We start from the raw sequence: 20909 nt of genomic DNA, 5'->3' as shown, positions 1-20909 counted from the left end.
AAGAGGGACCGGAAACCATGTTCAAGAAACTTGCAATCGGTGCCGCGTTTGCTTTGGCCCTTACCCCTGCTGCGTCCTTCGCAGCAGGTGGCGGCGAACAGCACATCGAAGACTTCGACTTTTCGTTTGAAGGTCCGTTTGGCACCTGGGATCAAAACCAGCTGCAGCGCGGTCTTCAGGTCTATACAGAGGTCTGCGCAGCCTGCCACGGCCTGCAATATGTCCCTCTGCGTGATCTCGAAGCGCTGGGCTATTCCGAAGAAGAAGTTATCGCCTACGCGGCGGGCAACTTCGAGGTGTTCGATCCCGAGCTGGACGATTTCCGCCCGGCGATCCCGACCGACCACTTCCCGGCAAACACCGGTGTTGGCGCACCGGACCTGAGCCTGATGGCCAAGGCCCGCGCCGGCTTCCACGGGCCGTATGGTCTGGGGATCAACCAGCTGTTCAAAGGTATGGGCGGTGCGGAATACATCGCCTCGCTGCTGGACGGCTACACCGGTGAAGAGAAGGAAGAGGCAGGCACCATCCTGTACGAAAACAAAGCCTTCCCCGGAGGCTGGATTTCGATGGCGCCGCCTCTGGCCGAGGATCAGGTTGAATTCACCGATGGTCATCCGGCCACCGTTGAAGCCATGTCCGAGGACATCGCGGCCTTCCTGATGTGGACCGCTGAACCGAAGATGATGGAGCGCAAATACTCGGGCTTCGTCGGTGTGATCTTCCTGTCGGTCCTGTCGGTGCTGCTGTACCTAGTCAACAAGCGCCTGTGGGCCGGTGTGAAAGGTAAGCGCCAGCACTAAGTCCGCCTGCAGACTGAATTGAAAACCCCCGCGCTTTCCGGCTGCGGGGGTTTTTTCTTGTTAGCGGGGTGAAGGGGCCAGCCTCTTCTTGGCCTGCGGCCAATTCAACCCCGCGGTATTTTTGGCCAGATGAAGAGCGGATCAGGCTTTCAGTTGGGTCGCGGAGTGTCCGGTGATCGTTGCTGTCACGATCTGACCCTCGGGCTGGGGGGTGTTGAACGCGACCTCGGTGAATTGCTCGGTTCGGCCCATATGTGGGTTCTCCATCAGGATGTGATGGATTTTGCCGTTCTGAGCCTGCAGGTGCTTTGCAACCTGTGCTTCACCCGCTGCACGCAGGCGGGCCGCGCGGTCTTTGATGATGGTGCCGTTGATCTGCTGCGGTATCCGGGCTGCAGGGGTGCCTTCGCGCTTGGAATAGGGGAAGACGTGCAGCCAGGTCAGGTCGCAATCGGTGACCAGCTTCAGAGAGTTCTCGAAATGCGCGTCTGTTTCGGTCGGGAATCCCGCGATGATGTCGGCGCCAAAGGTCATCTCGGGGCGCAGCTTGCGGGCCTCTTCGGTAAAGCGGATGGCGTCGTCCCGCAGGTGGCGTCTTTTCATCCGTTTCAGGATCAGGTCGTCACCATGCTGCAGTGACAGATGCAGATGGGGCATCAGGCGCGGCTCGGTCGCGATCGCCTGCATCAGGTTCTCATCCACTTCGATCGAGTCGATTGAGCTGATCCGCAGGCGCGGTAGATCGGGCACCAGCTTGAGAATTCGCATGACCAGATCGCCAAGCTTGGGTTGGGCGGGCAGGTCGGCCCCCCACGAGGTCAAGTCAACACCGGTCAGAACGACTTCGTTGTAACCGCGGCCCACTAGGCGTTTGATCTGATCCACCACGACGCCGGCAGGCACACTGCGTGAGTTACCGCGGCCGTAGGGAATGATGCAGAAGGTGCAGCGGTGATCACAGCCGTTCTGGACCTGCACATAGGCCCGCGAACGGGTCCCAAAGCCGTCGATCAGGTGTCCGGCGGTTTCCGTGACGGACATGATGTCGTCGACCTGAACCGCCTCGGTTTGTCCGATGAAATCTGCGGCCATTCCCTTCCAGGTGTCGGGCTGCATTTTCTCGGTGTTGCCGATGACTGCGTCGACTTCTGCCATTTGGCTAAAGGTCTCAGGTTCGGTCTGGGCGGCGCAACCCGTCACGATCAGCCGTGCATCGGGGTTTTCGCGACGCAGCTTGCGTATCTCTTGCCGGGCCTTGCGCACGGCCTCGGCTGTTACCGCGCAGGTGTTGATCACAACCGCGTTGCTGAGGCCTGCCTGCTGAGACAGCTCTTTCATAGCCTCGGTCTCATAGGCGTTCAGGCGGCAGCCCAAAGTGGTGAACTTGGGGGCACTCATCCCAGGCTCTCCAGGAACTCTGGCGTCAGGGTACCGTTGAAGACGTGGCAGGTGGGGCCGGTCATCCAGACACCGTCGTCACGCCAGTCAATCCAGATCGTACCGCCGTCCAACTCAATCTGCACTTTGCGCCCGGTCAGTCCACGGCGCGCGGCCGCAACGGCTGTGGCGCAAGAAGAAGAACCCGATGCCAGAGTGATTCCAACACCCCGTTCCCACACACGCATGCGGATGTGATCCGGGCCGATGATCTGCGCGACCTGCACATTGGTGCGTTCGGGATATAGCGGGTGATGCTCGTAACGTGAGCCGAATTCGGTCAGCGGGATCGCTTCGGCGTCTTCGACAAAGAATGTGCAGTGCGGATTGCCCATTCCTGTCGCAGTCGGTGCGCCTTCGATCGGCAATTCCAGCGTGTCGACCTCTTCGGCCAGCGGAACTTCGTTCCAGATCAGCTGCGGCTGTCCCATGTTGACCGAGGTCAGGCCGTCTCCGGCGTCCGATGCGTACAGTGTGCCGCGCTCGGTCGTCAGTGTAAGTTCGGATTTCCCTGTTTCCTGCATCAGGAACCGCGCAATACATCGCGTGGCATTTCCGCAAGCCGCAGAGGTGGAGCCATCTGAGTTGTAGAACACCAGGTGAGCGTCCGCTTCGCCGTTTTCGATCACGGCCAATTGGTCGAATCCGACCCCAAATTGCCGATGACCGATTCCCCGCGCCAAGCCCGGAGAGATCTCGATTGGCTGTGCACGCGCATCTACAATGACAAAGTCATTGCCCAGCCCGTGCATCTTCATGAAGGGCAAACCGGTGTCGTGTGTCTGTTGCATGGCGGGCATATAACGATGGTCAGGAAAGGAATCCACCCTGCGGTGAAGATTCCTTAAAAAAGGGGTTGACCCCCCCGCGCCACCTGCCTAATTAGGCCGCCTATCGGGTCGCCAGAACTACTGATTATTCTGGCGAAACGAGGTGCAAAATAAGGTCTTGAACCCGATCGGGAAAATGCCTTAAAGAGCGCCACGGATCGAAAAGATCCAACAAAAGAGTGGGCCGTTAGCTCAGTTGGTAGAGCAACTGACTTTTAATCAGTGGGTCGCAGGTTCGAATCCTGCACGGCTCACCACTCTAAACATCAAGAAAATAGGGCTTAAACCCCTGAAATTTAGGGGCTCTACGGTCGTTCTTTCATGGCATGCAGAGTGCGAGTTTGTGCAGGTTTCGGAGCAATAATGCAGGCAAATCTGGAAAAAACCTGGAAGAACCATTAGTTTTGTGGTGCGGCCAGCCGCTGGAACGACTGAGCCCGACATCGCCAAACTATGAAGGAACTCCGGCAATGCCTGAAAAGAGCCTATCAGCACGTGAGCTTGCTTCAAATCACATCCAAGCGGCGTTGGACACGGGCGTCCGAGGCGAATTGCGCGAGGCACTTAGGAAGGCGGCTGCATTGGCAGCAGGTGAACGCGTGACAGATGTCTCTGATCTAGAGTACCGCCAACTAGCCATCGGCGGTAAGTTGGTAGATAAGGATCGACCTGGCCTCGTGATGCGTCACGGCAAACGCACGGGTAAAGTCTGGATCTACCGATACGAACACCCCGACACAAAGAAACAAGTGGAACTCCAGTTCGGGCGCTACCCTAAGATGTCGACGGCGGACGCTCGTGAAACATGGCGCGAACTACGCTCTCAACGGCTCGAAGGCAATGTGCCAATGCCAGCCACATCTGCATCTCCCAGCGCCCTAACCATGGGCAATTTGATTAAACGATACATCTCTGACTACGCGCGGGTGACTAAAGCCGAATCGTCGTCGAGGGAGGACGAGCGCCTCCTGGGAAAATTCATTGTGCCGTACTATGATGAACTGCCCGCAATGGAATTTGACCACGAGGTAGCCAAGGCGGTCTTGTCCAACATCGTGAATGCAGGTGCTTTACGTGAAGCTGAGAAAGTCCGTTCGGTGCTTTCGACGATGTTCAATGTGGCCTGTGGGCGTACGCGAAAAATCTCGACATTGGACGGTACGTGGCTTCCGCCAGATCATCCCAATCCGGTAGGGGCAGTAACGCTCCCGAAGCGGAAACCGCGCCAACACACTCCCGGGTCGCGTGAAATCCGCAACTACGTACGCGGCCTCGATCAATTGGGGCAACATGGTGAGATCCTCCGCATTCAGTTAGAGACATTTGCACGCATTGGGGAGGTTACGTCCATGGAGTGGGATGAGATCGATTTGGATGCTGGCACGTGGACGCTGCCCGCTGCCCGCTCGAAGAACGGAAAGGCTCATGTCGTTATGCTTGCGCGCCAGACCGTGGAGCGACTTCGGGATCGCGAGGGCGAGACCGCCTCACACCTGGTCTTCCCATCAGTTCAAGACGCCAATCGGCCGACTGACAAACATCTGGTGATCCGGACCCTTGCTCGGAAGCGGCAAGTGATCGGCATATCAGAAGAGTTCACATCTCACGCGACGCGGAGAGCGGCGCTGACGTGGGTTGCTGAGAATGGTGGAGGCCGCGACATTCGCGACCGCTTATCTAACCATACACCGCCGGCAGACGGATCAGACCACATATATGTTTCCGCGGAGCACAACGAGGCCGCACGACGGTTCACCCAAGCTTGGGTCGACCATCTTACGGGTTTGGAGGCTGACAACGTCAAGTCGCTTGTAGGGGTGCGAGCATGAGCCAGGTATTCGAGATCGGTGGGATATACCTCCGGCGCAACGAGGATGGCTCGTATCGCTTCGCAAAAGATGGCTGGTCGCAGGCAGTTCCGCTCGATCTCGATAACCACGATGCATTAAGGGAAATCGTTCAGTTAATGGCACCCCGCCTAGCTACTGTGCTTGAAGATGATCATCGGCGATGGACGCATGAATTCTCAATACGCAATGAGCAAAGTATCCAATTGCACAAGTCGCTGAAGAAAGAGTCCACGCTTGTGAAGGGACGCAGAAAAGGTCTCGATGGGTCCCAAAAAGTCAGAAAGTCAAAGTCCAGATTAACAGAAGAGGTGGCGCTGGGGATTTTTGACGAACAAATGGCTGTTCCTGGTGTCAGACGAAGGTGGGCACTAGCGCGAAGTGAGAAGCTGCTTGCGGAATGGGCCGAAAAAGACCCCGCGAATCGCTATGCTTGGAAGGCGGATACAATAGCTAGAAAGGCACGTGAAAGAGACCAGCGTTTCGGATAGCGGTTACCATCCGTTGCCACAAATGGGAAAGTGGTAACCAGAACGCACCGCTACATTGCAGGTATCTGCACGTACAGTGATCTTCGCTCCCATCTACGCGCAAGTGCGCATTGGGGGGAGTAACTATGGAACGCGAGCCTGACCTTAGAATCGCTGACGCCGCGGCCGAGATCGCAGTCTCGGATCGCACAATTTGGGATCTTATCCGCCGCGGTGAGCTGGTTTCTTACAAGGTTGGCCCGCGAGCTCGCCGAGTGACGCGTGAAAGCCTTGATGCCTTTCGTGAGCGACATGTTGTTCCACCGCGTGGTGCAGCATGAGCAAACGTGGCCACACACTGATCAAGGATGACAAAGTTGATACGCCCGAGTCCGTGACCGACAGGCTAGTGCCGTATTTGGATCCGAAGGAACAAATCTCGGAGCCGTGTGCAGGCGCGAACATGCTTGCCGCACGATTGGAAGCGCAAGGGTTCAAAATTTCAGAGGCTTACGACACTGAGCCCCGCGATCTGGCGATCGAGACTGCTGATGTCGCGGATCGGTGGCCACAGCATCTAGTAGTCACGAACCCCCCGTACGGAACGAAAAGTAGACTGCGCGTGCTCAATGCGCTGCTAGCAGCAGAGTGTCGTGCATGGCTCCTGATCCCTTCGGATTGGCTCACTGGTCAATGGTTCGCGCCATTTGCGCCCCACGTAACGAAGATCATTCCGGTTGGACGGGTTTCGTGGATGGGAAATGGCCGAGGCGGCTATGACAACTCCGCGTGGGTGAATTTCGACTTCGCTGAAATGCATGAGTTCGTGATGCCCAGAGTTGAGGCCAAACTAGTGGCCGCAGGGGTCAAAACATGAGTTGCGAAGAACTGAACCAAAAGAGTCAGCGACTCGCTCGCGCTGAGCGATCAACACACAGGCATTCAAGTCTTCCAGAAAACAACGCAGAGTTTCTGGAGGCAGTCTTTCATGCGGCCAAAGCGAGTGAAACAGGCTGTATTGCAGCCACCCATCTATTGCGGGGAAGACCCACATTTCCCGCGTATGCTTGGCCCGCGAGCAATGTACAGGAGTTTCACACGCATTTTGGTGTCGGTCTTCACCTTCCGAAGGATCCAACGATCGTCGATCGGAGTAAGTTTCGACGAACCAAGAGTACCTGGTGCGGGATGGCAGTTCTTGTGCTTGACGACGTTGGTCAAAAAAAAGGTGACCGGACTATTAAGGCTCCCGAAATGGAGCCGAGCTTTGTGGTGGAGACTAAACCAGGATCGCAGCAGTGGGGCTATATCTTTGATGAGCCTGTGCGTGACTATCAGCGCGCAAAACTGCTGCTCGATGCTGCTATCATTGCTGGTGTGAATGATCCGGGCGGACAGAACCCGCTGCGGCTAGTAAGGCTGCCAGGTTCCTTGCCCTATGGCAAAACATACCGCGCAGAGTTGGTCGCGTGGACTGGCGGGCATTTCAGTGAATCAGAAGTCATTACAGGGCTGGGTCTCGATCTCCAGGCCGCCAGCAAACTAGTGAGGTCAAACGGCCCAGCGCCTCTTGCAGCAGGTGATCCCGCGCCCGTCAGCATCGGCGACGACCCAGTGCTAGTTTGGCTTGATGCCCAAGGGATGATCCTTGGAGACAGGGGCGATCATGGTTGGATCGACGTCGTTTGCCCCTGGCACGACGAGCATACTGAAGGAGAAATCCAGGGCACAGGTTACCGACCGCCTACGAGTTCCGATCCCTATCGCTCATTTCACTGCTTTCACCGATGCTCGAGTGTTGAATATGGACGCACCACGGAAGCTTTCCTTGACTGGGTGCGCCGGTCAGGTGGTCCAGATGTGGGCAGTCTAGATGAGGCCGTCCGTGCAGAGCGCCGCGCGGTTTTCCGCAAGATGCGCTCCGATATGAGCCTTGGTGCCGCCGACCCGGTGTTGCTGGAACACGTCCGTCACGCCAAAACCACGACTGCTGGATCAGACGATTGGAAACGCCGTGTTAACAGCATCTCTTGGCTGTTGTGCCAAGATGGTTGGGGCGATGCAGAAATAGTACGCATGCTTATCAGCATAGGCGTCATGGGCGCGGATATTGGTGCCAGTGTTACTTGGCTTATCTCGCAAATCGATAGCGCCCGCAAAACGCAGGCGACCAACGCGCGGCGGGACGCTGAGCGAGCAAGACGCCGACTTCCAAATCGGGAGCAGCGCATCGAAGCTGCTGTAAGGGCGCTCTCGCGCCTTAATACAAACGAGCAAAAAGTCATTTCAGAATGGGTGAATAAACAAATCGATGGCTGATGATTTGAACAACGTGCTGAAAATGATTGAGGGTCACCTTTGCGCAAATCGCGTCGTCGTGCCTGACGAGGGCGACGATCGAAGCGCCACCATTGCGGCTGTTGTGCATGCTCTGAATAGGTTTGGTGAGGTATATTGTTTCGCAGACGCGACGGTCGTCGTGGCCGAGATAGAAAGTGCAATCCTACGAGAAGGTATCGATAGGAGTGCGCCCTTCGTCCGGCGCAAGCGTCCTATCAAGGCCGATACAACCAACCTGATAGTTCCCATGGAGCGCGCCGTAGAATGGTACGGGCGCGTGCAAAGCGGTCGGCGGATAGAAATCGCCCGCAAAAGAATGGACCCGTGGATCATCAAAGCGATCGCAAATCTTGGGCCCACCGGTGGCCTGCGCGAGTTGGCGGGGGTTGTTGATCACCCGGTGTGGTGGGACGGACAATTGCTTACCGGATCTATCGGATACCACCCCCCGACAAAGCTCTATATCGACAGCAAAAACGTCGAAATAGACCCAGACATGTACTCGTCACCACAGGACGCATTCAACTTTTTGGCCGAAGATTGGATGATGGAAGCTCGCTTTGATAACTTTCAGGATCTGGTGCACTTTCTGTCGCTGCCCTTAACCCTCATAAAGCGACCAACGTCGATCCGGCGCGGTTGTCCGATCTACCTTCTGAATGCGCCCGAGCCGAACAGTGGCAAAACGACAAGCGCTGAAGCCGCCCACCTATTGGTTACCGGCGGACTACCCGGCGTCACAGAGTATCCCGAGGACAGGCAAGAGTTCCAGAAATCCTATGCGGCGGCGCTGATTGAGACACCGACCATGATCCTTTTCGACAATCTTCCTAATGGATGGCATTGGAGAAATGCGACCTTAGACAAAGCAGCCACTAGCGACACTATGCGGCTTCGCATCCTAGGTAAGACACAGGAGGTGGAAGTTTCGACATTGCCCGTCATCGTCGTCACTGGAAATGCTATGCAGCCAGGATCGGCTGACAGTATGTCTCGCGCGCTTTGGGTGAATTTCATGGGGCCAAAACCAGGACGTCTCTTCTCTAGGGACCTGATTGGCTTCACTGTCGAGAACCGTTCTGCGCTCCTCTCCGCCTACGCAAAAATCGCACAAGCCGACATCAGTTCAGCTGCCCGCATACCCGGTGGTCGGTTTAGTGATTGGGAGAATGAAGTGGCGGCGCCCATGATGATTGCTTCGAGGACGGGGATAGAGATTTACGATTTATGGGCGGAGAATCGCTTTTTAACATCTGTCGATGAGGCCGCCGCCGATCTGGTCGAAGCAATGGTTGCCGAGCAGGAAAAGATCGCCAAGAGTGTGGCCGACCTGGGGCTTCTCCGGCTGGCAGCAAGAAAGGATCAGGACGCCGACGCCAGGGTTCGCATCAACAGTGAGGGCTTCATGCCAGGGGATATGGCCGTCCGCTTCCAGGATCAGCTGTACAACTTTGCCGTGGCGCGAGGAAAGAAGCACCAGAGCGACGAAAGCGAAATATCGGCACGCGCTGTGAACGAGTTGCTTGCGCCTCTAGATCGGCGTCGCTTCGGCACACATCAGTTCAAGGTGACGTTGGGGAAGAAGCCAAACGGCCGCAAGAAGGTAACATTTCGTGCCGAAGTCGCCGAGTTTTGAAGGTTTTTTTGGTAGGTATTTCGGCGCTAGCGGCGCTGCACCAGCCTGAAGGCCAGGCAAATTCCTCACACCCCTTGCCCCCTGATCACCCCATAGTCTTATTCTTCGCGGGAAGCCAAATTTGGCTAAGTATTACAGAAGAAATAATGGGTGACATGCGGTGGAAGGGGTGCGCGTTCCGTTGCAATATGGATCGAACTTGAGGCCAGGGTCGGTCCTCGTGGAAGGGTTCAGCATGCCTCTTTCTAGCAATCCAGAAGCTCGTGCGCGACAGCTGGCCAATCTGCGACCGGTTAGTCGAGATAAGTCGCTTACAATGAAAATGGCGCTGCAGTATGGCTTCGGTGTGGGGGTGCAGAAACGTTGTACTGCGCTTAAGCGTGACGGTACCCCCTGCAGGGGATGGGCGGCCTATGGGACCCCGAAATGCCTCAAGCACGGAGCGCGCCTATATGCCGGAACTCCACCCAGTCCCAACCGCGATGTTCGGCAAGCCAGAGAGTGGCTTTCTGAAAATCCTCCAACGCTTGAATTGACCCGAACGCCCGAGTGGCGTGCGACGGATAAGCTTGGAGCCCGTCACGGGCTATTGCAAAAGGCAAATTTGGTTGCCGCCTGGAGTGCAGCGCAGAAAGGTGATTGGAAGGCTTGGCGTAATCTTACAAGTGTATGAGAAGCTAGAGTTAGATCGACGAGCCGCGCTACTGTCATGTCACTAGAAAATCTGTGGCTGCGTTTCCAATCCTTTGCGTCAAAAACGATGAACCTGCAAATATCGTAAGGAAATTGAGTTTTTGAGGTTTGTCCCTTTGATATCTTTAAAGAATCAACAGACTTCTACTCAGTGGCTTCATCGCTCTTTGCCCATCGCAACAAAAATGTTTTCGCGAAATGGCGGCTGTTTCAGGTTCCGGGATTCAAGCCTTGCGTTAAATAGATTGACTATGAGGTACCTGAATTCCGCTGTATGCGTTCGTGATGGCCTATAGCTTCCGCTCAAGTAAATCGGCTGACCCTACCCCCTGGCGCCCCCAAAATCTTAACAATCGAATACGCGTTAGGCTCGTGTAAATTCTGGGCTGTTTTTTCAAACGTTGAGATAGGCTGCATCTTTTGTGGCTAGCGGATCGCTGCAAGATTACCGTTCAAAGCAAACGGGCTCATAGCCAAAGCGCCCTTTTGTAGAATTTTGGTTTTGCGCGCTGCAGCCGGCCTACCAAACCCTGGAGACAAAGCAAACCCGGCACGCTGAAGCGATTGGTACCGGTCGGGATCTGACTTCAACCATTCGCATCACCAGTCTTCTTGCGAGATAGGCCTAGCCGTGAATTGAAATCAATCGATTCCCAGCAATATTCTGCGTTTTTAGTCAGCTGCGATACTAGGATATCGCCCGATATCCAGACGGATCAATCCCTCCGTCTGCATGCAAGCCCTGAGTATCTGCCTTTCCATCACCAGTAGTGTCCCAAATCGAAGTATCCCACGACCCATCTCGATTTACGTCAGATACTACACCGTTTGGTTGTCCGTCTTGCTGGTCATCAAAGACTATTTTGATTGGCTCATCCTCGTTATCAGGGACAATTAGCCAAGCGTCGGTTACCCCGTCGCAATTTCGGTCAAACTCTTGCATATCGGCCGTATTATCAGCAGAACGACCATCAAACAGAATTTCACCTTCGCACTTTTGGGGCGCAGCTGCTGAATTACTTGCCTCGTCTAAAAACGTGCGCACTTCATTGATTGCAACAGCAAAGTTCAAGGCTTGTCCTTCGCCATCTAAAAAGGAGTTTACGCCGATCATTTCGCCATTGTCGTTAAGAAGTGGTCCGCCAGAATTACCAGGATTGATCGGTGTTTGCGTCTGAATAACGTCCGCTTCATGCTTAATTCCACTTTCCGTAACCCATTGAAACGTTGGCCTAAATGAACTTACATATCCTTTGGTATAGGTCCAAGCGTAGCTATGGGGATGTCCGATTGCGTGCGTATCGTCACCTATTTGCAAGTTTCCGATTTCTCCTAATTTCATCAACTTTGCATCAGGCGGTGGCGGTGATCCCAGCTTCAGCAAAGCTAGGTCTTTCGTTTCGTCCGTTGCCGCCACTTTCGCGGGTAATACGACGTAATCTTCGGAGCTGGGCATTGTTTTAGTGGGAAAGAAAACAACAGAAACCTGGTCTTCACCTTCCACCACGTGCCAGTTAGTTATGATTTGCCCGGCAGTGCTGATTAACGAGCCGCTTCCAATACTTCCGCCATCGGTAGCAACCATTACGACTGCTGGCGCTCCATCGCGGAATATCCCCGCCTCTTTTGCTCCTCTGAAAGATATCTCTTCTGATCTGAAGTCAGAAACCAAAGCAGCGACAGTCGATGGCTTAGCACCTGATATTACTTGTGCACCCACCGACAAGCCAGTCTCGCTCGCTTGCCCAGCCTCTGGAACGACCGGGATTTCCGCCCTGACGGAAGCGGTTGACTGAAATAGAACTATTAGGCTCAGAATAGATGTAACTAAAAAGCTTTGTTGGCTTTGCATCCGAGTTCCTTGGAGTTGATCGTGCGTTTCTTGAACTATGCAACATTAGTACTTGCGGTATGTCTATGCTTATTTGGTTCGAAGACCCCGGCTCAGACAAATCAACGCGTTGCTATTATTGAACAAAATATTGAAGAACTTAGGAAATCTGGGAAATACAGCGCAGCCCTAAAGACTGCCGACGAAGCGCTCCAACAGACAAAAGATAGCGCGCAACTTTTTGTTTTGAACTTGAGCAAACTCAGAGTCTGCATGGAGATTGAGGACTACGGGTGCTTCAGTGATCACCTTAAGGCGGCAAATGAGTTATTTGATAGCCAGACAATTCCTAACGAACTACAAAACCATTCCCTAAATCGGTTAAACATTTGGTTCAGCGTGGTAGATTGGTATTTCGGTGACTACGATCAGCTCACAAAACGGGCTTTGACACTTGAAACTCAGGGTTACTACCAATTTGATTTGGAAGAGTTCTTTGTAGCTCACCGCTTTGCAGCCCTTGGATATCACTTATCGAACAATCCTTTTGAGGCCAGGCGTTCAATTTCTCGAATGATCCAAGGGCTGCTTGCTTCTCAGGCATTTGCGGACGACAGGCTTCCGAAGGATGTGGTAGCACGTGGGTTATCTCTGATCATCCGTACGGCTCACATACTCGGAGACAGTTTGTATGCAAGACGACTGATATCATCTCTCGATGGCTACATTCTATCAAACCTGCCAAGGAACACTGTTCTTCACGTAGACTACTTAGTCGAGACTTCTGAAGTTTTAGCTCAATCTGATACTCGCGCAGAAACTCTAATTGCCATTGAAAGGCTTGAAGAAGCCTTCTCAATTGCCGAATCCTTAGAGATTCCTGAGGCAGTTCGCCAGTTTAAACTCTCGTATATCAAGGTCCTCCAGACTGCTTACGCTCTGCAAATTGGTGATACACTCGCGGCAGAAGCGTACCACACCGAAAACCCGACAAAGTTTTTTTTGGATGAGAATAACACAGATCAAACGATAGAAAGCTCTTCCGAGGCTTTTCACGCTTTGGCAACAACCTTAATTTCCAAACAGAAAGACGAGCTGATCGACCTTCCCTGGATTAGGTTGTTTTCGAAGCCCACCAGCTTTGAGAGTGGTGGATCCCAAGACGACCGATACTATAAGCTTCTTCGACTTTATGCGCATGGTATAGCCAAAAATAGTAGAGACCCTGAAGACGGATTAACTGAGATTTCTGCAGCAGTGCAGGAGGTCTTGGACTACGTGGACGACAGGGCTGCAGGTTTCTCAGGTCTGTTCCCACTTCCTAGGTTTGTTGATCGCTTTATTCTAGCTGACTTCACAAAAAGTGCCTCGGGACGAGAAAACTTGATGCCACTTGCTTTTCGGTCGGTTCAGCTTTTGCAACGGAACTCTAGGCACACAACTGGAGATTTCCTGTATGCCAATTCTTTCCTCCAGGACGAGACCGAACGGCGCCTAGCGCATCAATGGCGATCACTTAATCAGGGAATGCAAGAAGTTGAGATTCAGAGTCTTGTCCACCTAACAAGATCAGAGGGTTCTGAGGGACGCATAAAAGATTACAGATACGCGCACCAAGAACTCGTAGAACTAATTGATATGAGTCGTTTTGGGCTCGAAAACCTAAACTCGTCGGAAACAGGAAAGAGCTTAATTCCTTCAATTGAGGACGTTCAAGAAAGCTTGGAATCAGACGAAGCGTTTCTACTGCAAACTCTGTATATAGGTCAGCTAATTTCATTTTGCGTAAGACAGTCTGGAGCCTGGTTGGCAACTCGAAAGTTGGAACAAGAAGACTATTTGAACTTCAAGTTGCTGAGGCTATCGCTAACTGCCACGCACCCGCCCAACCCTGAACTAGACCGACAATTCCCGCTAGAAGCCAGTTTCAAGGCATACCAAACCGTAATAGCGGATTCCGCCCCCTGTCTCGCGGGGGCTACAAAGGTAGCTTACATTCCTTCAGAACTCAGCTCCGGCGTGCCAATTGAAGTATTAACAACGGCGCCGAGCTCATTAGAAAACGGAGAAAAGGGGCTTAACGAACAACCCTGGTTTCTAAATCAAGCATCAGTAAGGTATTCGGGCTCTGTTCAGGAATTCTTAGCAGGAAACCAAACAGCCAAGCCAATAGGCAATAAATTTCTTGGTATCGGCGATCCTCAATTAGGCGGCACTTATGAAGTCGCCAGCACAAGATCACCGGCCAAATTGAGTGCCGCCGTTAGCGAGTTGGCATCTTTGCCCAACACACGGGACGAGTTGATTAGCGTCGCAAGCTTCTTTGACCGCTCAGAGTTGTTGCTTGGAGCGGACGCTACGGAGCAAAGTTTCAGGGATGTAACCACAACTAGCGTAGACGTAATTTCGTTTGCGACACATGGCCTTATTGCCGGCGAACTTACGGGCCTTGAAGAACCTGCTTTGGTGCTTTCGCCGCCTGTTAGTGAACAAGGGGGTGTATTTGCCGTGAACGACGGACTTTTGACTGGTTCCGAAATCGCAGCTCTAAACCTAGACGCCACACTAGCAATTCTATCTGCTTGCAACACGGCCAACTACGACACCAGTGTATTTTCAAGTGGCCTCCGAAGCTTATCAAATGCGTTTTTGATTTCCGGAGTTGAGAGCGTTTTGGCTTCTTTATGGCCAGTGGAGACTTATTCGAGTGAATTCCAAGTCACCCAATTTACAAAGTACGCGCTCGCTGACGGTGAAGCTCTAGACGACGCACTTCGACTAGCCAAGATTGAGTTAATGAACTCAGGCGACTTAGAGTTTTCTCATCCTAGGTTTTGGGCGCCATTCGTTCTGCTTGGTAACTCCACTCGATCAAGCGCAGAAAGCTCATATGGACAAAAATTGGAACTACACAGTCTGGACAGAGAAAATGATCCCGGCAGCGAGTTTTTGTATGTCGACGTAAGTGATGGAGGCGCGATCGCAACTTCAAAAATCGGGCGATGGAACGGAACACGCTTTTCATCCATTTTCGAAGCATCCTGGCCAGGGCAAAATTCAGTAAAAATGGTATCAGATAAGATGGGTGCTGGGACCGTCGCCATTACAGATCAGTTCCTGGCAACTGCAGGATACACTTCTGATGCAGCAAATACTGTGACGGCCCACATCGGCGTCTACGACATCAATGGAGAGCCTCTTTGGGACTGGTCCACATATCCTGTCCCAGGAAGCTTTTCGCAAATCCTTGACGCAAAGGTCCTTGAGGCGGATGACGGCAGCCCATTGGTTGCAGCTTTAATCCGCCGCGGCTGTTGTAGAGACAAAAAAATCAAAGAGCTGCTAGAAATAATTTGGTTGTTTGACGGCGAAGTACTGCGCCAAGATGTCTTGGACGAGAAGGCCGCAGACTTTTCTCAGAGTTTTGGATGGATATTTCAGAGACCAGATGACTTTTTGATTATTCATTCGCTAAGGTCTCTCCCTGCCACAGAATTCGTTGGTTCTAGCGATTTGGCGGGGATTGCAGATCCTTGTGCCGGAAATTTTGAGACGCGTGTCTTTAGCATTCGCAGAGACGAGCATGCCGAAGTCGATCTGACTATATCCCCGGGTATTCGGGTGAGTTCAGCTGTCCAAAAAGGCGACAAAATATTGTTGGCAGGAGCCAAGTTTTCTCGGTGTGAAAACACCAGCCAAGCATTCGTTGGTGAGATTCAAGACCATCATCGCGACATTCAATCACTTTGGATTGACCCACAGTTAGTAAACTCCAACGCCGTATATGCTAACGAAATCGACGATCAACTCATTGTCGTGAGTGACTGGACAAGGAAATTCTCCAGCAGCGCATTGGTTTCCGGAGAAAAGTCTCTAGGCTTCGACCCTAATCAGCCGAGGGCAGAGAATTCTTATCAATTCACTGAGACAGTAGTAAATAAAATTGCTGATGGCGGCGGTATAGAACGCGCATTCATCTCCAGTGCGTCCTCAGTTCATCCGCTTGCAGCCCGTACTGAGGGTGGCAAACTTTTCGTCTACGGAAGTTATTCTAACGGCGCGATGGTTGGTGAGTTTCGGTGGTAATTTTGAGGGTTGGCACGACACGCCGAAATTTGGACAGTGATTGAGCGTTAAAAAACAACGATCGCGTCAAATCACAGTAACAACATTTGGCCAATCACCGCTAAGCCAGGTTGTTGAGATGTGTGATTACGGCCCTAAACGGTCCTTATACCCTACTAATCCCCTACAAATTCAGGTGGCCCCACCCTATCACCGGCTTTCCGGCCAGTTAGCCACTTGGCCGATCCAGGTTAGGCGGAGTTGGTGATCGGCTCTGAGACCCCGCAAATTTACGTACAGCAGTTTGTCTGGCTTGTTTGAGAGTTAGCTTGGCCGTTCGCTCACTCTGCCTTCAGACTACATTTTAAGTAGACCGACTAGCCATGGCGCAATCTTTATGGCCGGGCTTCAAAGATCACAGCAACCCGGCTGAGAATATCTATCGGCTGTCCGTCTGAAACTTCCCTGCACTGATCAAACAGAAGGTTCATTCTCTCTCGGACAGCATCACGCACTTCATCCGACTGACCTTTAAATTCGCTGAAGATTGCGTCGATTCCGAGGTAGTCGGGGATCTCAGCGCCGGAAGCACTTCTCTGACTTACCATTTCCTTTGCCTCAATCCAAAATACGTCGAGCTCGTGAGCCCAGGCTTCGGCCAGCTTTTCCAGTGCCGGCAAAGTAAGGTTCCCGAACAGCTCTTGGCCGGCGTCAGACGATTCTTGTCCAGCTAGAAAGCCTGCGAGAGAAGCAAGGAGAGAAACGGTCCGTGCAGGGCGGATATCCCAATGAGTCAAATGCGCCAAGGTGCTACCAATCCGGCCGAATGTGGTGGATATCTCTGACAGATCTGGGCGGTGATCTTGCTTGCCTCGACGCTGAGTTTCGGCATAGGCGCTCGAGAGGAGGCGGGCCGCTTCAGTCTGGTCGCCGATGATCTCTGCGCGCCCATCGATATCACGCACAGCGAGCAAGCGAGGTGGCAGAATGTTTGGGTCTTGTGGGCTCCCGGTGCGACCGCCCAAGAGCAAGATCGTGGCTGGTTCAAGGGATGAGAGTAGGGAAAGGTCGACTCCCCAGAGTCCTCGCGGCTTCGCGGCCTCAACGCGTCCAAGGACATCTGGGTGTACTGAGCGTCGAAGATCTTCAAGTTGATCGAAATAATTGCTAGGCCGGAGGATGCGAGGTTTCTTGATTTGATCGAGCACCAGATCGGTCAAATCACCGGCGGCAAACTCTACCAGTTCAGAAGGTAAATCATCCGCGCCGACACCCGATAGCAGTGCGATGCTGGCAACTCGTGCGCGCGCCTTGTGATCTGACGACAGGACGAGCCCAGGTAGGTCGAAGGTGTAATAATGAATCCGAGAGTTTGGACTGTCGATCCGATCAATCCGCCCGAGGCCTTGGATCAAGCTCTTCACGTCCGATGTGACACCGATGATCCCAAGAGCGGAAGCAATCTGAAGGTTGATACCTTCTGCCATTTGGAAAGTCAGAAACATTGCACGAGGTTTCATCGGATCAACATGCTTGCCGTCGATCCCAAAGTACTCCTGCGCATCCGCTCCTGATCGAATGTGGTGCAACTTCTTTCCGGTCTTTATTCGTGCTCCTGGTGCAACGACAAAAACCTCGGGGCCGCGCCCACGCTGCCCTGCAAGAAGCCTTGCATAGACTTCGAGCACACCGACTCGTTCGGCGAGGAAGATCGCATGACCATGTTTTTTGAGAATATCGCGCATAACACCGGCGCGCGCCTCGTCAATACTGTCGAGGCTAGGATGTTTTAGTAGCCGAGTGATCCGGTCGCAGATCGGTGTCTCGCTGTCATCGGCTTCTTCGGTCACTTCCTCCGGCAGTTCGCCATCCGGAATACCAGTACGACGCGCATTCTGTTTCTCTGCGCGGCGAAGGTTTTCCCCGATTGAAGCACGTCCTCGTTGATCTGCATCGCTATCGCGCTCACGTGCCCATTCTTCACGTGCGAATGTTACCGAAGCTCGCAACAGCGCCAGAAAATTCCGTATGTGGATGCGCGACTTGTCATGGAACTTGATTTCAGTTTGACCGGCGCGCTGGGGATCTGCAGAAACAAGGGTTATCCCTGTCGTGATGCATTCAGCCAGCGTCTTGATCCGTTCGATGATCAGACGCTGTTGCTCGCTTAGCATCGTGTCTTTCCGATGGCTTCGAATTGTCGGATAGACAAAAGCTCCTGATTTTCTGTCGGGACTTTCACCTATGCAATGACGTTGGCGCCTGACAACATAGGGAGCGAGTGCATCTGCTAGACCTTCCTGGAGAGCGCTGATTTGCAGACCTCGAGTTTCCAGCGATCGCTCTAGGTTGTTTACCTCATCCTGTAGCGATTCAGCGCTATCAAACAAATCGTCCTGCACGCTCTGGGCTTCGATTCGGCGATTTACATCATCTAGGTGGCGGACGAGCCGTCCACGCTCTCGAACCTTCGCCATGTGCTCGTTAATTTGGTCTGTGATAGCCGGGGGCACATAGATCGAGGCGCGCTTCTCGTGGAATGCAAGAAGACCGTCGAGACCCTGGTTCCCCATTAGCGTGGCCGACAAACAGGCTGTCCAGATTGCAGGGCTGCGCTCGAACACGAGCGAGCGCGCTGAAGGAGCCAGATACCGAGAACTCAGCCGATGACTCTCATCAACAATCATTGATGCAGACGAACGAACGGCGCGGTTGATTTCTTCAAGTTCAGTTGCTTCTTCTTTGCCACGTCGTGACAAGTGGCTGTGCTTAATCGGCTTGAAGTTCGCTGGTGCGTTTGTTGTCCAGTTTTTCAGAACGCTGGCGGGTATCAGGGCAAGTGATCCCAGTCGTTGTTGATCGGCGCGCTCACCCCAAGAAAACACGGTCTGTCCATGGGAAACGGGTAAGACGGTTGCCAGGTGTTTGCCTATGTCGGTCTTTCCCGCGCCAGTAGGCGCTTCTACGAACGAAAAACCATGCTCGTAGATCGTTCCGGCCGCCTCATAGACAAGATCAGCTTGGAATGGTTGCGGAGGACGTCCGGTGCTCGTTTCGCCAGCGACCCTCCAAGGCGTGAAGCTGGTTGTCTCGTGAACTGTCCTGGCCACGGCTTCATCGGGTGTGACAGAACGTATAAGGGAGCGCAGGATTTCCAACGCCGTTTCTGTCCAGTCTCGCCCTATATCCCAATATCGCTCTGCCGCAGCGCGTCGTGCCGCAGTAAGTTCGGGCCAGGCATCGACATCGTCCATGAATTCTAGGTTTCGGCGCAATCCGTTGATCGAGAAATTGGCACTTCCCGAAAGCGCCGTCTGTTCCCCAACAAAAAGCTTTGCATGAAGCATCGGCGGCCTTCGACCCAAACTAACGTTTGCCAATTCTGGATCAAAAACGCGAAATTGGATGATGCCGCGTTCAATAGCATCCATCGCAAGCACTGCCCGCAGATCGGCCAAATCGACAACGGAAAAGCCTCTTGCACCAAGGAAATGCTGTCGCGCCTCATCTGCCACCGATCGGCCAATACCACCGAAAACCTGCCGAGAGTCGGTATTCGAGCCAAAGACAATTCGAATGCTTCCCTCAGGGCGTTTTCCAAGGTCGTCGATCGTATCAAGCAAGATCGTCAGAGATGACAGGAAGTCCTGATAGCCCGTCACGATCAAGCAGTGGGACTCCTGTAGTAAGGATTTGACTAGGGCACTGACCGGGCGGGAGGCATTGTCGCCCCAGGCGTCATGTTGGGACGATGAGAGCCCCTCCTTCGCGTTTTCCTCGCGATCAACGTCAGTAGTTCGGGAGAAGAAGCGAGAGATAAGGCCTTGTCGCTCGATGGTTGCCATTTCCTACTGTTTACCCGCACTCAAAGGTCTTTGTAGACTCGTTTCATCCAATGCGCGGACCTGCGACGCACGCCAAAGTTTTCTACTTTACGCAGCCTACTGGAAAAGATTGAGAAAGATATGTCCAGAAATTGTCGAAGCGCGACTGCGTTCCGCTACGTGCAAACTCGAATGTCCCTCAGCGAAGACGCGTACAAGGTCTATTTTCTCGCCTGTTCAGGCGACCAAGCAGCTATTATTCGTCGAATAAAAACCTAACGAGACTAACCAACACGAATTTGTTCAACAGCGGTCCATCCATCATCGCAGTTCACAAGTTTGAAATCAGCGACCAAGCTTGGAGCCTCTGCAAGCAGCATTTCGTAGATGAGAGTGCTGACAAGGCGCATTTCAATGTCTCCCCAAATCGATCCACGCTTTTGCAGAAAATCACGCAAGGCTCTTGCATTCGCAGTAACTGAGATCGTTGTCATGGTGGCGTTGGGTAGAATACTCCTTGCAGCAGAGCGCCTTAGCCGAATTTTCTCGCTAGGATTCAAATCTCCCTTTGCTTCTACAGAGCGCAATACTTCGCGGTATGCCTCTAGTGCGGCCTTGGTTAATTCTTCCCAAATTTCATATGCCTCTTCAGCCAATCCGGCCGGGCGCACGAATTCCGCTTTACCTTCATCGTGGTATTGTTGAGAGAGCTGGCTGTAGGAAAAGCCTACTCTGTGCCTCACTAGCTGGTGCGTGAATGCTCGGCTGACACAATCTAGAATAAACGTCCAGTTTGCGTGCTCCAGCACACTTTCATGCCCCTTATCAATAAGATTTGCGACATATTCGGCGTTGGGATGCCTTATTCGGGAGGTGTCGCGCGAAAACGACATGTAGCAGACGCGCCCACAAATCTCGACACCCAATTCAGCATCAGATACACCTTCCGTTGAGGCCCACCCGACTCCTTTGTCTTTCAAAAAAGACTGCAGACCTTCGTTAACCAGTGTAGGTCGGGATACGAGGTAGAGCTTCGGATAAGTGTCTGACGTCAGCACCAATGGGACAGTTTAAGTAGATTTGATAAGAGAGGGTTTCTGGCTCATCGTAACCGCCAAGGAGTGGAGATGAGA

The 20909-nt window shown here is 53.1% G+C and carries 13 protein-coding genes and 1 tRNA gene; 9 read left to right on the top strand and 5 right to left on the bottom strand.

The annotated features are described in order from the left end of the window. The first annotated feature begins 17 nt into the window (after positions 1–17). Positions 18–803: a cytochrome c1 gene (locus tag ACR0MV_RS16010; RefSeq protein ID WP_170426044.1), complete on the top strand. Its 786-nt coding sequence runs from the start codon at positions 18–20 to the stop codon at positions 801–803. A 141-nt stretch (positions 804–944) separates the two neighbouring features. Here ACR0MV_RS16010 and mtaB read toward each other — a convergent pair whose 3' ends face one another. Together mtaB and dapF are read right to left on the bottom strand one after the other, a co-directional pair. Beyond that, positions 945–2201, bottom strand: a complete 1257-nt coding sequence (mtaB, locus tag ACR0MV_RS16005) for a tRNA (N(6)-L-threonylcarbamoyladenosine(37)-C(2))-methylthiotransferase MtaB (RefSeq protein WP_480702790.1) — start codon at positions 2199–2201, stop codon at positions 945–947. Next, positions 2198–3040, bottom strand: coding sequence for a diaminopimelate epimerase (gene dapF, locus ACR0MV_RS16000; protein WP_480702788.1), 843 nt, complete (start codon positions 3038–3040; stop codon positions 2198–2200). The genes mtaB and dapF overlap by 4 nt, the downstream gene beginning before the upstream one ends. 211 nt (positions 3041–3251) lie before the next feature. Here dapF and ACR0MV_RS15995 point away from each other — a divergent pair. From ACR0MV_RS15995 to ACR0MV_RS15965, 7 genes are all read left to right on the top strand, one after another. After that, a tRNA-Lys gene (locus ACR0MV_RS15995) sits at positions 3252–3327 on the top strand. A 213-nt stretch (positions 3328–3540) separates the two neighbouring features. Further along, a complete protein-coding gene (locus ACR0MV_RS15990; RefSeq protein ID WP_480702786.1) occupies positions 3541–4899 on the top strand; it encodes a tyrosine-type recombinase/integrase in 1359 nt (452 codons plus the stop codon). Then, positions 4896–5408: a hypothetical protein gene (locus ACR0MV_RS15985; protein WP_480702785.1), complete on the top strand. Its 513-nt coding sequence runs from the start codon at positions 4896–4898 to the stop codon at positions 5406–5408. The genes ACR0MV_RS15990 and ACR0MV_RS15985 overlap by 4 nt, the downstream gene beginning before the upstream one ends. Positions 5409–5533: 125 nt before the next feature. Continuing rightward, entirely contained in the window at positions 5534–5728 is a 195-nt protein-coding gene (locus tag ACR0MV_RS15980) for a helix-turn-helix domain-containing protein (protein WP_170355731.1), read from the top strand. Further along, complete coding sequence (locus ACR0MV_RS15975; protein WP_480702784.1) at positions 5725–6264, top strand: hypothetical protein; 540 nt, start codon at positions 5725–5727, stop codon at positions 6262–6264. Before ACR0MV_RS15980 ends, ACR0MV_RS15975 begins: the two co-directional genes overlap by 4 nt. Beyond that, on the top strand, positions 6261–7706 hold the full coding sequence (locus tag ACR0MV_RS15970) for a hypothetical protein (protein ID WP_480702782.1): 1446 nt from the start codon (positions 6261–6263) through the stop codon (positions 7704–7706). The genes ACR0MV_RS15975 and ACR0MV_RS15970 overlap by 4 nt, the downstream gene beginning before the upstream one ends. Continuing rightward, positions 7699–9363 carry a hypothetical protein gene (locus tag ACR0MV_RS15965; protein ID WP_480702780.1) on the top strand — a complete coding sequence of 555 codons (1665 nt, stop codon included), beginning with the start codon at positions 7699–7701 and terminating at the stop codon, positions 9361–9363. Before ACR0MV_RS15970 ends, ACR0MV_RS15965 begins: the two co-directional genes overlap by 8 nt. A gap of 1381 nt (positions 9364–10744) precedes the next feature. Here the strand turns inward: ACR0MV_RS15965 and ACR0MV_RS15960 are convergent. Beyond that, positions 10745–11908, bottom strand: coding sequence for a S1C family serine protease (locus ACR0MV_RS15960; RefSeq protein ID WP_480702778.1), 1164 nt, complete (start codon positions 11906–11908; stop codon positions 10745–10747). A gap of 21 nt (positions 11909–11929) precedes the next feature. Between ACR0MV_RS15960 and ACR0MV_RS15955 the strand changes: the two genes are divergently transcribed. Next, positions 11930–15973, top strand: a complete 4044-nt coding sequence (locus ACR0MV_RS15955; RefSeq protein ID WP_480702777.1) for a CHAT domain-containing protein — start codon at positions 11930–11932, stop codon at positions 15971–15973. A 374-nt stretch (positions 15974–16347) separates the two neighbouring features. On the opposite strand, the gene ACR0MV_RS15950 is transcribed toward ACR0MV_RS15955, so the two are convergent. Next, a complete protein-coding gene (locus tag ACR0MV_RS15950) occupies positions 16348–19614 on the bottom strand; it encodes a phospholipase D-like domain-containing protein (protein ID WP_480702997.1) in 3267 nt (1088 codons plus the stop codon). A 446-nt stretch (positions 19615–20060) separates the two neighbouring features. After that, positions 20061–20756 (bottom strand): FAD-dependent thymidylate synthase, encoded by a 696-nt coding sequence (gene thyX, locus ACR0MV_RS15945; RefSeq protein ID WP_480702776.1) that lies wholly within the window; start codon positions 20754–20756, stop codon positions 20061–20063. Between the last annotated feature and the right edge of the window lie 153 nt (positions 20757–20909).

Source organism: Ruegeria sp. BC3, from assembly GCF_056539265.1.
The sequence above is the reverse complement of the archived record's forward strand: the minus strand, read 5'-3'. Positions and strand labels throughout refer to the sequence as shown.